At 41.8% G+C, this 14,116-nt stretch carries 12 protein-coding genes; all 12 read left to right on the top strand.

Going from position 1 to position 14,116, the window contains the following annotated elements; genetic code table 11:
* Positions 1-43 precede the first annotated feature (43 nt).
* The 12 genes from H9Q79_RS13425 to H9Q79_RS13370 all read left to right on the top strand — a co-directional run bounded on the left by H9Q79_RS13425 (position 44) and on the right by H9Q79_RS13370 (position 14,114).
* On the top strand, positions 44-4,426 hold the full coding sequence (locus H9Q79_RS13425; protein ID WP_249328505.1) for a leucine-rich repeat protein: 4,383 nt from the start codon (positions 44-46) through the stop codon (positions 4,424-4,426).
* Positions 4,427-4,439: 13 nt separating this feature from the next.
* A complete protein-coding gene (locus H9Q79_RS13420) occupies positions 4,440-4,943 on the top strand; it encodes a hypothetical protein (RefSeq protein WP_118648209.1) in 504 nt (167 codons plus the stop codon).
* Between the two features lie 692 nt (positions 4,944-5,635).
* On the top strand, positions 5,636-6,199 hold the full coding sequence (locus tag H9Q79_RS13415) for an MT-A70 family methyltransferase (protein WP_118648207.1): 564 nt from the start codon (positions 5,636-5,638) through the stop codon (positions 6,197-6,199).
* 14 nt (positions 6,200-6,213) lie between these two features.
* Positions 6,214-6,528 carry a hypothetical protein gene (locus H9Q79_RS13410; protein WP_147371513.1) on the top strand — a complete coding sequence of 105 codons (315 nt, stop codon included), beginning with the start codon at positions 6,214-6,216 and terminating at the stop codon, positions 6,526-6,528.
* A 4-nt stretch (positions 6,529-6,532) separates the two neighbouring features.
* Positions 6,533-6,889, top strand: a complete 357-nt coding sequence (locus H9Q79_RS13405) for a hypothetical protein (protein WP_118648204.1) — start codon at positions 6,533-6,535, stop codon at positions 6,887-6,889.
* A gap of 1 nt (position 6,890) precedes the next feature.
* Positions 6,891-8,330 carry a relaxase/mobilization nuclease domain-containing protein gene (locus tag H9Q79_RS13400; RefSeq protein WP_249328504.1) on the top strand — a complete coding sequence of 480 codons (1,440 nt, stop codon included), beginning with the start codon at positions 6,891-6,893 and terminating at the stop codon, positions 8,328-8,330.
* Positions 8,320-9,198: a hypothetical protein gene (locus H9Q79_RS13395; protein ID WP_118648200.1), complete on the top strand. Its 879-nt coding sequence runs from the start codon at positions 8,320-8,322 to the stop codon at positions 9,196-9,198. The genes H9Q79_RS13400 and H9Q79_RS13395 overlap by 11 nt, the downstream gene beginning before the upstream one ends.
* A 51-nt stretch (positions 9,199-9,249) precedes the next feature.
* Positions 9,250-10,278 (top strand): DUF5688 family protein, encoded by a 1,029-nt coding sequence (locus H9Q79_RS13390; RefSeq protein WP_147371512.1) that lies wholly within the window; start codon positions 9,250-9,252, stop codon positions 10,276-10,278.
* A 23-nt stretch (positions 10,279-10,301) separates the two neighbouring features.
* Positions 10,302-11,291 (top strand): DUF5688 family protein, encoded by a 990-nt coding sequence (locus H9Q79_RS13385; RefSeq protein WP_118648196.1) that lies wholly within the window; start codon positions 10,302-10,304, stop codon positions 11,289-11,291.
* A 19-nt stretch (positions 11,292-11,310) separates the two neighbouring features.
* Entirely contained in the window at positions 11,311-11,715 is a 405-nt protein-coding gene (locus H9Q79_RS13380; protein ID WP_118648194.1) for a hypothetical protein, read from the top strand.
* A 40-nt stretch (positions 11,716-11,755) separates the two neighbouring features.
* On the top strand, positions 11,756-13,039 hold the full coding sequence (locus H9Q79_RS13375) for a hypothetical protein (protein ID WP_118648192.1): 1,284 nt from the start codon (positions 11,756-11,758) through the stop codon (positions 13,037-13,039).
* Between the two features lie 10 nt (positions 13,040-13,049).
* Complete coding sequence (locus H9Q79_RS13370) at positions 13,050-14,114, top strand: DNA cytosine methyltransferase (protein ID WP_118648190.1); 1,065 nt, start codon at positions 13,050-13,052, stop codon at positions 14,112-14,114.
* Positions 14,115-14,116 lie beyond the last annotated feature (2 nt).

Here is a 14,116-nt window from a genome sequence, read left to right as displayed (position 1 = left end):
TATAAGAATTATCATCACTAGAAAAAAGAAAGGGGTAAAAGTTATGGGGGAGAGTAGGCGCAATGAATCAGAGGCGATGAAAAAAAAGCTGCAGTATGAAGAGTTATTGGCTCAACATGAAAAAGAAATACAAGAAAAAATACAAGAAGAAATACAAATGCGAAAAAGCGTTGCTTTATTAAAGAAAGAACAGATCCAGGTAAATGATGCTATTGAATATGCCGTAAAAAATGGAAAACTGCTTTTTGATCCTGCTTCAAAAACAATTGTAGGTTATACTGGAGAACCAACTGAAGTAGTCATACCTGAAAAAATAGAAAATATTCCGGTAAAAATTATTGGAGCTTATTGCTTTGAATCTTGTAAAAGTATTACATCTTTGGAAATAGCAGATTCTGTGACGGAGATTCAGGATGAGGCTTTTTGCTCCTGTACAAATCTTAAAAGTGCAAAATTACCAACAACATTATCATCTATGGGAGACCTTGTGTTTGTAGGTTGCAGCAGTTTAGAGACAGTATCGTTGCCTAATGGAATAACGTATATTCCCAGATTGACATTTAGGAAATGTGAAAGTTTAAAGACAATTACAATTCCTGAAACAGTAACTGAGATTGGCTATTGGGCTTTTCTGGAATGCACCCAATTAACAAGCGTAATATTGCCTTCTGGTCTGACCAAAATTGCATCTCATGCTTTTGGCGATTGTAGATCTTTATCCAATATAAATTTACCGAATACGCTTGTACAGATTGGAGAATCTGCGTTTTGTGCATGTACTTCATTGAAAGAGATACAAATTCCGCACAAACTTTCTGTGATTGAACCGTGGACGTTCTGTGAAGCAGGTCTTGAAAGCATTTTTATTCCGAACAATATTGAAAAAATTGGAAATACTGCGTTTTGCACACATACATTAAAGAATGTAATCTTCCAAAATACAAATCCTAAATTAACATATTTAGGGGAGTTTTCTTTCTCTCACTGTATTTTTGAAGAGATAACATTACCTTCAAGTGTAGTTGAAATTGCACAAAGAGCTTTTTATGCGTGTAACAAACTGAGAATTATACAAATACCCAGCAGTACAACCAGTATTCGTGATTTGAGCTTCGAATATTGTGATTATTTAACTATAAAAGGCTCACGCTTTTCCTATGCGGAATTATATGCAAATACCCATAATATCCCATTTATTGCCACGGATATTAAGGAAAGTTATACATGGTTGCGTTTTCAGGATGCAGAGACGAAGCAAATAATTCCTAATGTTACGGGATATGTCGGAGCTGAATGGATCAGTGCGGCAGACGGTTTAGTAAAGATACATGATAGCTGGATTTCAAACCGAAATATAAAATTCTCTTGCAATGCACCGGGATATTATTCTTATACAGCAACGGTGGCTTCATTAACATTTGATGCAGTTAACGTAATATCATTGGCCCAAAAAGAAGAAACTGTCACATGGAATAGCTTAAATATTAATACGGATTCGTGTTCTGGTTCTTGCATAGAGGAGACTTTGTATGGACCGGAATATGAAATCGCTGGAGAAAAGGGGCCGTTATTTGAGCTGCCAATTTCATATAATTTTTCTTTTTTTGATGTAGTAAAAATAAACAATAATATTAAGGAGAAACGATTTGAAATTTTAATTGGAGATTTTTCTGATGAAGCAGATATAAATCTACAAAGTACCAAAGAATTGGTGGCAAATTTGAGTTCTAAAACAAATATCGCACCAAATATCCTTAAATCGTTAATGCAATATTCAAAATCCACAACCATGGTATTGGGAATAGAAATAACAACTCGTGTATGCGGTTATATGGAAATTAATTATGATGGCATACTTTTAGATGGTGGAATAGGTATTATGTGTGATATTGGATATGATTTGTATATTCCCATTATCGCGATTCCAGTCTATGCAACCGTTGGTCTTTCTGGCGGGTTTAATGACGTAATATATTTAGAAATGAACCAAAACAAAACGCTTAACTTGTTCGGAACTATAGATTTTAATATTGCTGCCAATGGAGGAGTAGGTGTTGGAATCCCCAAATTCCTAAATGCTGAAATTGGGGTGGAGGCAGGATTTAATTTGCAATTTAGATTTCCTTTGGAAATACTGTCAAAAGACTGTAAAATTTATTTTTCAGGAAAAGCATATTTTGAATACCATGCATTTTGTCTTGAAAATAAACATAGCATAGAAGTTGCGAAGTGTCAATTATATCCACCTTTAAACAAAAGCTGGTCATTTATAGAAAAAAAGAATGAACCAATGCATATAGGACTAAATACAATGACTTTAACCATGCGTCCCACTTCTCCTACTCTTGTATCAATGCCGCGTCCGAAATCAATCCATAGCAATGGCATACATGTACAAAATGAGTTTTTATTAGATAGTGTATATTCGTATTGCGAGCCACAAATGGTTGAATTATCTGATGGAAAACTTCTTATGGTATGGGTGGGGGATGATTTTAAAAGGACCAATATCAATCGCGCCGCTTTAATGTATAGTATTTATAATGACGGGATATGGAGTAATATAAATCAAGTACAGGATGATGGAACTACGGATGGATCCCCGCGTTTATTAAGGTTAAATGATAAAATTTATCTTCTTTGGCAAAATCAAGAGATGATACTTGATGACACCCAACCTGTAGAGGAGGTTATTACATATTCTAATTTATGGCTGGCTCAATTCCAGGAAAACTCCTTTAATGTGATTGCACCTATTACCTATAGCGCACGTTTTGAATTAATGCCGACCATTACTTGTTGTGGAGATGAAATTATTGTTGCCTGGGTTGAAAATGAGCGAAATGATATTTATAGTTTCGCCGGTAAAAATATTATACAAATTTCACATTTAAACCAAAGTGGCGGCATGGAATACTTTTCCAATTACATTATAGAGTCGAAAGTGATTACAAACCTTGTTTCAACAGTTGTAAATGGGCAGCATGAAATTGCTTTTACCTTATGGGATCCAGAGACATCCAAAACGAATTTATATACGGCAAAACAGTCAGATACTTCTTATCAAGAATTATGCGCTGACGTGGTTGGCGAAATACAATATGAAAATAATCGATTGTATTGGATTTCAAATAATCAACTGTTATTTAAGGATTTGAGTAGCGATGTGGTATTACCGGTTAAAGTGGCTTTTGATTTTGGCATGGCAAAAAAAATTAAGGTGCTTTCGAGAGATAATATAATCCGTATTCTCATGATTTATAGGAATAACGAAACAGATGAAATTTACGAAATACATTTTGATGAATTTTCGCAGGCATGGAGCCAACCGGTTGCCCTTACAAACCTACAACAAGAGATTCGTGATTTTACAGCTGTCCTAACAACGAATGAAGAAATAGTGCTTTCTGTAGTCTGTCCTATAAATACAGACGATGAAAACGAGCAGCAAAGTTCAAGATATAATAATATATATATTATTCATGACCCGCAGCCGATGCAGCTTACTATTTTAGAGACAGGTTACGATGAAAGTTCTTTGACAGACTTAACGAAAGTCAAACTTTGGGTTGAAATTAGAAATGATAGCTTACAAGCGATTGATGAAGTAGGCTTGATTTTGAAAACAGAAAATCAAAATGTTATTTCTACAGAAACCCTAACCCATTATATCCCGTCAGGTAAACGTACATATTTGGAATGGATATGTGATTTAAGTAATTGTCTAGCAGATACATACATTGTGACTGTAAGTTTCAATGCGGAGACAGTTGCTGGGCAACAAAGCAATTCGCATATTTTAAAAATAGCCTACGCAGATATTGCCATCGAAAAAATGACAGTAAATTCTTCGGGAAGTACAAAGGAAATTTCGGCAAAGTTCATCAACAAAGGCTTTTGTCAAATCAGCGAAGGGGTTGTCGAAGTCTATGGTCTTAAAGAAAATAACCACTGGGAAATGCTATTAAGCGATAACGTAGTCGGTTTACAAACAGGTGAATCTATAGAGAAAATGTTCATAGTGCCTGCAAGTGATTATCGCATTTATCAAACGAAGGTATCTATCCCGGAAAAAGAAATTTATTATGAAAATAATATTGCTTATGCAGCGGAACTTCAAACACGTACTACTCCATTAAGCGTACTCTATGTGGAATACGTTCGCAAGTCAGCCCTTTTGTTGAAAAGTTATATTCAAAATAACACAAATTCAATCCAAACTGTCACAATAACTATTTATGTCTACGATCAGGATGACAATTACAAAAAAACTTCCTATGAACGGACAATGCAATTCCCGGCATCCGGAATACTCACTGTTACATGCAATATTCCTGATGTTGAAACAGGGGAATATTTAGTATTATCTGCGTCAAATGATGAAGGAATTATTATGGATGGTCATACTCGAATAAAAATTATCTAAAGAGGTATTGCAAATGTTTAAATATAAGAAAACAATATACCTTGGTAAAAAGGGCATGATTATTTTTGGAATACTTATGGGAATTTTTGTAGCGGTGGCACTTTGGATATTTATATCTGCATATTCTACACCCCATACAGAAAGAATACAGATATGCATTAAAGATATATATGGAAATATTTATATTAATTTGAACGGAGAAATGCATGGTTATTACCCGAATGAAGTGCCCGAGTCGTTAAGCGTAGGTGATGTGGTCCGATACAATCTTGTTGTAGCGGGAAAACCTAAAATATTGGAAATCACTGAAGAAGGGAATTTCGAAAATCCAGAAATTATGCGTTTTGAACAATGGCGCGATTGCTTCTATATTAATGGCCATCGGCTTTGGATAGGCCCAAACACCTATTTTATTGGTGTCTCGGTAGATTTGTTTGGAATCTATAATAAATCTACAGATAGATATTACGTCACAAATGTATATGAGGATGAATTTATACCTGTACCGAATGAATAATAAACATACAAATTTTTCTTATTACATGAAGAAAAAAATATCTCTACATGAAAGATATAGGTAGGAATATTAGAGAAGGATAGCTAGCATTTGGTTAAACCAGTAAATTATCCTCAAGAAATAAAAGCAACGATAGATGCAATGTATGATTTTGTAAAACGTTATGGTTAATAAAGGGTATTATGTGAAGGGGTCTTAGGGATCGCCCTAACAAGAGGCATTTTATGAACATAAAATGCGTATCTTGCAATAACATAAGAGCAGTTACGGTATCCTTTCGTCACGGCCCTGATTATGTATCGAAGGAAGAGGCCAGACGAACAGCAAGGGGCGGGAAAAGGCGATAGTTCCGGCGTTTTTTAGGGGTCACAAATTGTCACAGCCATGTGATTATTTGTGATCCCTGTATTTTTATGTGAGTGTATGCGGTATGGAGGATTTTGCAAGTGACAAATTGTGTCAGCTATTTCTAAAGATGATTAGTAGAAAGATGTGCCGACGGTCGGCTCGTTTACTTGGCCTGGAGTGGCCGGAGATGAATCTTGATGGGCGAAAAATATTCTGTTAGTCTATACTTGTAAAAATAGGAAAGAGGGAATCGGTAATCCGGTTCTCTTTTTTTATCCATTTTTACATATACCAATGCATTGGAAAACAAGGAAGAGATGAGAGATATAGAAGGGGGCTGAGGTATGAGTATCAGGAAGTATCGGACAATTCTTGCGGATCCGCCCTGGGACATAAACCAGAAGGGGAAATATGGTGCGGGAAAGCACTATGAATTAATGAAGCTGGACAGGATTAAAGCAATGCCTGTTGCAGACTTCAGCGAGGAAAATGAACATCTATGGTTATGGGTTCCGAATGGTTTATTGCAGGAAAGACTTGACGTTATAAAAGCATGGGGATTTACTTACCGCGCTCCGTTTTATTGGATTAAACCCAAATTGGGATTGGGAAATTATCTGCGGAATGCAAGCGAAGCGATTTTGTTTGGCACGCATGGGAAAGCTCCGGTGAAGTTCAAATCGCAGCCAAACTGGGTGTTTGCGCCAACGCAGGATCATTCACGCAAACCGGAAGAGCAATATGCCATTATTGAACGGGTTTCGCCAGAGCCGTATCTTGAACTGTTTGCTAGGCGACATCAACCGGGATGGGATGCATGGGGGAATGAAATTGCATCTGATATTGTTATTCCGGATTATCCGGTTCCCAGCTATTCCGACAAGGCGGCGCTTGGGAAAAGTGAGTGACGGATGGGATAGCAATGAAGGAAAATAAAAGAACAGTCCGAATTACGGATGAAAGCTATCAGATCTTGGAAAAACGGGATAAAAAACGTTTTCCGGCCATAGGAGCCTATGCCAGCTATCTGGTGGAGACGGCGGTGCAGCTCTTGGAGGATAAGGAGCAGGCGGAGGATAAAATGTGGGGATCAGAACTTTTGCGAGAGGTACAGGCTATTCGAAAAGGACAGGAAAATTTAGAAAACGAAGTAAAAAAATTGTATCAGTTATTGGATCGGCGGTTAGGATTCGAAAATAACGAGCTTTTTGATCTTTTGGATCCGTCAAAGGAGTAAGCAGGTGAAACGGGAGGATGGAAGGAAAACGGAGCAGCTTCATATTGTCTTGAGTAAAGAAGAGAAAGCAGCTTTTTACCAGCTGGTCGCGCAGGAGACAAAACGTACAGGAGAGCAGTATACGATCACCCGGTTAATTAAAGAAAAGGTATTATACTCGCTACAGGAAAGCCGGGATCGCTTACAGTTTAAGCGGATGATATGGAGCTTACAGAAGCAGGAAACAGAGCTTTCACAGGCAAAGGAACTGGCCGGGTGCTATGGAGGAGAAAAGAATTGGCTGGGCATGAAAAAGGTACAGGAGGAAATACTGAAAAATCTTTCCGCGATCCTCTGGCTGTTACGGGACGAGGGAGAATAAGGTGGCAGTTACAGTTCTGGATTATATTGGCGAAGAAAAGGGAAGGCCAGCAGAGCATCTCAAAAATGCAATTCGGTACATTCTAAATCCCCGAAAGACAGAGCAGGGACTATGGGTGGGTGGCAACGTCGGCCGGGAATATGAGACGGTTTTGCAGGCAATGCTGGATACCAAAAGGGAGTGGCAGAAACTTTCCGGCCGACAAGGGTATCATTTTAAGATTTCGTTTAAACCGGGAGAGACAGATGAAAAAACAGCATTCCAATTGGTGCGGGATTTTTGTGAGCAGTATTTAGGAGATGATTATGATTATTGCTTTGCGATACACAATGACAAACCGCATCTGCACGGACATATTATTTTTAATTCGGTGAATCGAGTATCCGGCTATAAATACCGATACATAGAGGGCGACTGGGAAAAAGAGATTCAGCCCATTACCGATAGTCGGTGTAGAGAATATGGCCTGCCGGAGTTGGTTTATGATAAAGCGAATCGGAAAAGAAAGTCCTACGCAGAACGCTTGGCGGAGAAGGAAGGCCGGATCACGAACAAAATGATTATACGGGCGGATATCGATGTGGCCATTCAACGCGCAAATGATTTCGAAGCATTTTTGAGGGAGTTACGTGAGATGGGGTATGTTGTCCGAAGTGGTTATTCAGAGCAACGGCATGGGGAATACATGGCTCTCATCGCTCCGGGTGCCCAAAAAGCCCGGAGGGATTATCGGTTGGGAACGGGGTATACAGTGGCAGATATTCGTCGGAGGCTGATTACAAAAGAGAAAGCAGTTGATGCGCCGGTATTCCCTCAAATAGAGCTTCCGGTATTACAGCCGAAAGGACAGCTGCAGGTGTGTGCATTGGAGAGAGTTCGACAGGCTTATTATTATCGGGATTATGATAGGCAGCTGCTGGATCAGAACCGGGTACGGAAAGATCTATTGAAAATTGAACAGCTGCGAAATGAATGTGTATTTCTGATTGAAAATCATCTGGAAACTATAGAAGAGGTACAGGCAGATCTACAGCGTACCGGGCGGCGGCTGCAAGAAGAAAGAAATCGAAAGGAAACGGTCGATTTTGCAAGAGGGATTTGGAGTCAGGAAGAACAGGCGGTAATACAGGAATACCAGGAATTGCAGAGAAAGCTGCAAGGGAGGATGGTATCGGATGAGGCTTATGAGGCAATCGATGACCGATTCAGAGAATTAAAAGAGAAATATCCGGAAACATTGCTGGAAAATCGTGATACACAGCAAATGCGCATACAGCAGTTGAGGCAGAGACGGAATATTTTGCGGCGAATCTTGCGAAATGCAGAGGAGACGCTGAAAGTGGTACAGCTGCAGCCAAAGCCGCAAAGGGCACGAAACAGGGCGTGGCTTGCAGCGGGCGGGAAATTGACGTATCGCGGAAAGGAGAAGGATGAAAGATGAAGGGGGTATCGCAGAATTGTCAGAAATGGAAGAAAAAAAGGGAGATGATGATGCGGGAAAGGAGAATCTGGGACAGAAATCGGAGAAACACAAGGAGAAGATCCTGGATAAAATACTGGAGATACATTCGCCAGAAAAGATGACAGTCCCTGTATGGAAACATGCGTTGGAGGTTATGTGTCGTATACTGAAAATCCCGGAAGAAAAAGAGCAGTTTCTGCAGGGATGTCGGGAAGAAGAACTGGACGTATGGTTCCGGGGCGTGTATGAAGGGGTGCCTCTGGCGGAGCTAAAAGGGATGCGGGGAAAAGAGTGGACGGAGGGCGAAATAAAAGCTCGTATATTGCAGCACATAAAACAGCGTATCCCATTATCAGAGGGCGTTTATCAGAAAATCTTAGAGCTTCAGCAGCAGGCAAGAGATGCTTTGGCCGATTACGCATACATACGTGACACCTATCTGCAGGAAATTACGGAGAGCCGAAAACAGGAAAGGGATGCCCAGCAGCATGTGCTTGAAGCGAAGGATGAGACAATTTGCATACAAAAGGAACGAATTACGGAATTGGAAGGAAAAATTCGAAATTTAAAACGAGGGAAAAATCAGGCCGAACCTGCAAAAAAAGAAAATACGAAGCCATCGTTTTTGGAGCATTTCAAAAAAGGCAGAAAAAGTGTAGAAATCATACGGTTTCGGGAAATGTATTTGGATGATCCGGACTATTCGTCGGAGCAAAAGGAATTTTTACTAAATTGTTTCGAGGAAAATTTATCGTTTGAGGAGCTGGCGCGTTTTGCCTCTCCCGCACTGACGGTGGAGCAAATGAGTCGTTTGAGACGTATATACGAGAAGCGGTACCGAACGTAGGAGGGGGAACGATGGTTGTTACAGAAAGTTATGGGAAGGAGTATTAGAAATATGACATTTGAAGAGTATATGGAGGGTATAGACCGATCTGTGATGGAATATTTACCGGATTTCATACCTTCAGAAGCGGTTCGAATAGTTTTGGATGAACAAGGGGATAGACCGATTTTCGGGCTAAAAATTATGCTCCCTCAAATGGAAGAAAACGATTTGAACCAGCTGGAGATAATAATTGATCTGCAAGGTTGCTATAAAGAAGTAAAGGATTTATCCCTGGAACACGCTGTAAAGGAAACGGCAGTGCTTATCACAGAAATTTTGAAACGCCAAAAACTATCTAGGATAAAAGCTATGGTGCGTACTGCGTTGGATTTTGAAATTGCAAAAGAACATTTATACATGGACTTGTGTAATGTCGGAAAAAGACCGGATTGGTTGGAGGAGTGTGTCTGTAAGAAAATTCCAGGAGCAGAAGATTTGGCTCTCGTAGCAAGTGTGCGCTTAACGCTCCCAGATGGCGATGAAGGGAGCTTTAAAGTCAGGAAGAATGAGTTGGAAATATGGGGCGTATCTGCTGAAACGGCCGTGGAAATGGCATGTAAAAATGGACTGAAGCGATATGGTATCCGGTTGCAGACAATGGATAAAGGGTTGCCAGATTTGTTAGAAATACCAATGGGAGATAAGTATCAGGAGTTACAGGAAGTAATCCGTAGAAATCCATTTATGGTTACGGGTCGGGAGTTTTTTTGCGGCGCAGCTTCTCGTTTTTATCCGGGTATGATGGAGAAATTAGGGGAAACAATCGGAGATTATTCGTTTCTTGTTGTTAGTTCTAACTATATTTTTGTAGTTCCGGATGGCTATGGAGAACGGAAGGGGCGAGAGGGTATTTTACAGGCGGAGAAATTATTGAGCTCCAAATATTCTTTCTTATCAGAGAATGTTTACTGCTATGACACGAAGAAAGAGCGGCTGTTACTGGCAGCTGATTGTATAGAAAGAAAACAGGAAGAGCCGCAACCGAAGAAAAACATGAAAAAACAACCACATCAGGAAAGAAAATATCCGCACCTGTAAAGATTGCAGAGGAGGTTAGGAATATGGATTTTACAACATTTGCCGTTGAAGTGACAAAAAACATGAGAAAGGAATATCTCCCGGAGATTTCCCCGGAGTATTCGGTTACGCGGAGAAACTGGAGTAAAACAGAAGCGGATCTGGTGATTGGATTTCCGTATCAGGAAAACCGCGAAATCCGGATTGATTATAACCTGCAAACTCTACATGAAATGTATGGTAATTTACCACAGGAAGCAGCAATTAAACAGACTTGCGAAGAAATTGTGGATCAAGTGAATCGAGAGTTTCAAGAAGAAGCAAAAGAACTGATCAGCAAACTAAAGAATTATGATACGGCCAGGGATGAGTTTTATTTGGCACTACGGAGTCTTGACTCTCCTGTGAATGCACGGGATTGTCCGGATGTTGGAGTTCGGACTACGGATTTCTGTTTTATCCCATATGCCGGGAATCCATCGGAAGATGAGCCGCATCCTTATATCCGAATTAATGAAAGCATAATCAATGAATGGGGAGTTTCGACACGTCAGTTGGTCTTACATGCGTGGCAGAATATGATAAAGAATTATCCGCCTGTAAAAGTTCGCTTGATAGATATTGTAAATGGGGTTCAGGAAAATGCACAGAATGAGCTGCAGAATCCCCAGGAAGAACTTTGGATGATAACCAATAAACGGAGGTGTTATGGAGCATCTGCAATTTTATATCCAGGCGTAAAAGAAGAAGTGGGGAAGGAATTAGGTAATTATTATATTTTGCCGTCATCGTGTCATGAGGTTATTTTAGCACCGGAATTGTTGGGGTTGAAAGCCGGGGAGTTGGAAGAAATGGTACGTGGTGTGAATCGAGAAATCGTAAACCCGAAGGTCTGGCTCTCGGATACCGTTTATCACTATGATAAGAAAACGAGCAAACTAGAGAAGGCATCGGAATATGAGAGGCGAGTAAAGCAAGAGAATCTATCCTTGGAACATACGAAAAAAGCTCCGAAAAAAGGGCCGGTTCTCTGATGAATGAGAGGTAAAAGCCATGCGGAGAAAAGAAGTAAACAAAAGGCAGGGGCAAATATCAAAATATCAGGAAGGGCTGCAACGATTAGATTGGCTGATCGAACAGATGGAAGGGGAACTTCAAGCACTGCGGGCGGCGAATCTTGCTTGCCTGGATCGCTTGCAGGAGTTCCATCCGGAATGGAAGTATCGAATTATCCTGAGTAACAATAGCTATCAAATTGTAATGCGGGATACAGAAACACCAGTATGTGCAGGAAAAAAGCCGCTGGCGTTTTCTCGCGCGGAGGAGGCATGGAAAAAACAGCAAAAATTGGAGCATACCGGCCTGGAATTTGAACAGGATCGGAAACAGGAAGTAAGAGGGGAAAAGAAGCCGACACGGTTTCAATTTTCGGAAATAAAAGTTCCGGGGAAACATTGAGAAATAAGAAAAAATGGACGGATAGAAGGGAGAAAATTATATGTCGGAAACCGATCAAGTGATGAATGAAATGATGATGCAGATCCAAAGGGGCCAGTACAGCATGAATATGATAGCGAGAAATGGGGCCACGGCGGTGCTGCAGATCTACCAGCTGATCTGTCGGCTCCACCGAGAACATGTCTTGAAAGGCGGAGAGGTACGGCGGTTTGAGCAATTTTTGAGAGCGTCGGGAGGAAATTATGACATTATTCATATTCCTTACCGGCTTACGGATGCCCCAGATGGGCAGCTGGATCAATTTTTAAAAAAGGTAAAGAGTGATCTGGATCGGATGGGAATCCGCTATCATATCCTGCCGGATCTGAATGTCAAAGACCAGGCGTTCCAGATTTGCGTCTATCAGAAGGATAGACAGAAATTCGGCGCGTTCTTTAACGCCTATCTGGATCAGCAGCTGTCCGGAGGAGAAAGCCGGCAGAAGGATTTGCTGTCCTTGACGGATAAACGGGCCAGTATCCTCTCCATCCCGGGCGAGGATCGGATTCGCCAGATCGAAGAAGATTTTCAGAGTCTGCGTGTAAATTATTCCCTCTTGCCGGATCTGCATGTAGGGGATGGACAGGTACAGTTCCTCGTGGCGGACACAGATTTATCTAAAGTACGTCATTGGTATAACCTTTTAAAGGACGAATTGCTTCGGGCCGGCCAGAAGCCGGAGGAAATCCGGGATATGACGGTCAGCCAATACCAGGATACGGCAAAGCGCAGTGCGGAAGAATATGTTAATTCCATAGATCCGAAATACCAGGCGGCGGCTGCATCTTATGAAAGAGCAGGTAAAGGGAGTGTGGAGCAGCAGCTAGAAAGATTAGGACGAAAACCATTGCCTGCTGAAAATCCGGAATTTGCCCGGTATTTTCTGGATAATAGCTATGTGAGGCTGTCTATTGATGCGGATACGTTAATCGCAGGTCAGCAGGCGACTGCTTATCAGGAACGGGACAGAGAGCATTTTTACTGCCGGATTCCGGGAAGATATGGTGAGAACGAGGCCACCTTAAAGGTGCCGATGCAGCAGGTGTTTTCTGTGGGAGACAGCGAACGAGAACGTTATATTGCATTTATCAGCCGGGATGAACGACCGGAAGTTTTAGATCGGAAGGGAAATTGGATCACGGATTATAAAGACGGCGCGGCACTGTTCCGGAGTTTTGATCAGGTAACAGAAACCTTCCGGGAACGGCGTATGGAACCGGTAAAAAAAGCGGTAGAGGCGGTAGGAAAAGTGGTTCCCAAAGCGCCGCCAGTCATGGCACGGTAAAGGAGACGGCATGAAACTAACATTGGGGAGTTTATTTGATGGGATCGGCGTATTTCCCCTGGCGGCCTCCCGATTTGGGATTCGGCCGGTGTGGGCCAGTGAGATCGAAAAAGTTCCTATATCGATTACAAAGCGGCACTTTCCGGAGATGGAGCATTTGGGGGACATTACGAAGTTAAATGGCGGGGCGATTCAGCCGGTACACGTGATCACATTTGGTTCTCCCTGTCAGAATTTATCCACTATGGGTGCAAGGGAAGGGCTTTCCGGAAGCAAATCCGGGCTGTTTTACGATGCAATTCGAATTATAAAAGAGATGAGGTGTGCAAGTCATGGCTTATATCCAGTTTTCGCTGTTTGGGAAAACGTTGCAGGAGCTTTTACATCAGGAAACGGGATGGATTTCCGAGCCGTACTGGAAGCATTCCAAGGCACCGGCATTCCAATACCTGGCGTTGGGAAATGGGCGAATGCCGGACTGGTGGGAGGGCATGGCCCCGATCTCTGTTGGCGGCTTATGGACGCCCAGTATTGGGGAGGCGGCAGACGGTTGGCAAGAAGACGCAGGATCTTCCTGGTGGCAGATTTTAGAGGAAAACGTGCCAGAACGGTATTATTTAAACCCCGTGAATTGCATACATATTCTGACGCTGGCTGTTCGGGCGGGCTGCAGGCCACCCGAGTGGATCGAATACTTACTGCTGCGCCAAGGGGGAAGGTACCCATCCTCCATCCCTTCGAAGAACGTCGGATGCGCCAGTCGGCCAAAAACAAAGATGCATCTGCGTTCTTCCGGAGCTTTGGAAGGCCAAATGGTCCTTTTCCCACCTTGCTCTCTGGATCAGTAAATATGTTTTCTTTCTGGTATGAAGGAAAAGAAAGAGACGGGGTGATCCGGTACGTGACACCGCTGGAGTGCGAACGGCTGATTGGGTTGCCGGATGGATGGACAGCGTATGGGGCAGAAGGTGAACCTGTGAGTCCGGCTGCACGATGCCGGGCTCTTGGAAATGCGATTGCTCTTCCGTGTGCAGAGTATATTATGGCCGGAGTTGCGGAAGCTTTAAAAGGATGAAG

The sequence above is a fragment of the Wansuia hejianensis genome (genome assembly GCF_014337215.1).
GTDB classification, from domain to species: Bacteria; Bacillota; Clostridia; order Lachnospirales; family Lachnospiraceae; genus Scatomonas; species Scatomonas hejianensis.
The sequence above is the reverse complement of the archived record's forward strand: the minus strand, read 5'-3'. Positions and strand labels throughout refer to the sequence as shown.

Coding starts and splice junctions, on each gene's coding strand:
- H9Q79_RS13390 (WP_147371512.1), top strand. CDS start 9,250: ATGACATTTGAAGAGTATATGGAGGGTATAGACCGATCTGTGATGGAA.
- H9Q79_RS13415 (WP_118648207.1), top strand. CDS start 5,636: ATGAGTATCAGGAAGTATCGGACAATTCTTGCGGATCCGCCCTGGGAC.
- H9Q79_RS13380 (WP_118648194.1), top strand. CDS start 11,311: ATGCGGAGAAAAGAAGTAAACAAAAGGCAGGGGCAAATATCAAAATAT.
- H9Q79_RS13410 (WP_147371513.1), top strand. CDS start 6,214: ATGAAGGAAAATAAAAGAACAGTCCGAATTACGGATGAAAGCTATCAG.
- H9Q79_RS13370 (WP_118648190.1), top strand. CDS start 13,050: ATGAAACTAACATTGGGGAGTTTATTTGATGGGATCGGCGTATTTCCC.
- H9Q79_RS13385 (WP_118648196.1), top strand. CDS start 10,302: ATGGATTTTACAACATTTGCCGTTGAAGTGACAAAAAACATGAGAAAG.
- H9Q79_RS13425 (WP_249328505.1), top strand. CDS start 44: ATGGGGGAGAGTAGGCGCAATGAATCAGAGGCGATGAAAAAAAAGCTG.
- H9Q79_RS13375 (WP_118648192.1), top strand. CDS start 11,756: ATGTCGGAAACCGATCAAGTGATGAATGAAATGATGATGCAGATCCAA.
- H9Q79_RS13420 (WP_118648209.1), top strand. CDS start 4,440: ATGTTTAAATATAAGAAAACAATATACCTTGGTAAAAAGGGCATGATT.
- H9Q79_RS13395 (WP_118648200.1), top strand. CDS start 8,320: ATGAAAGATGAAGGGGGTATCGCAGAATTGTCAGAAATGGAAGAAAAA.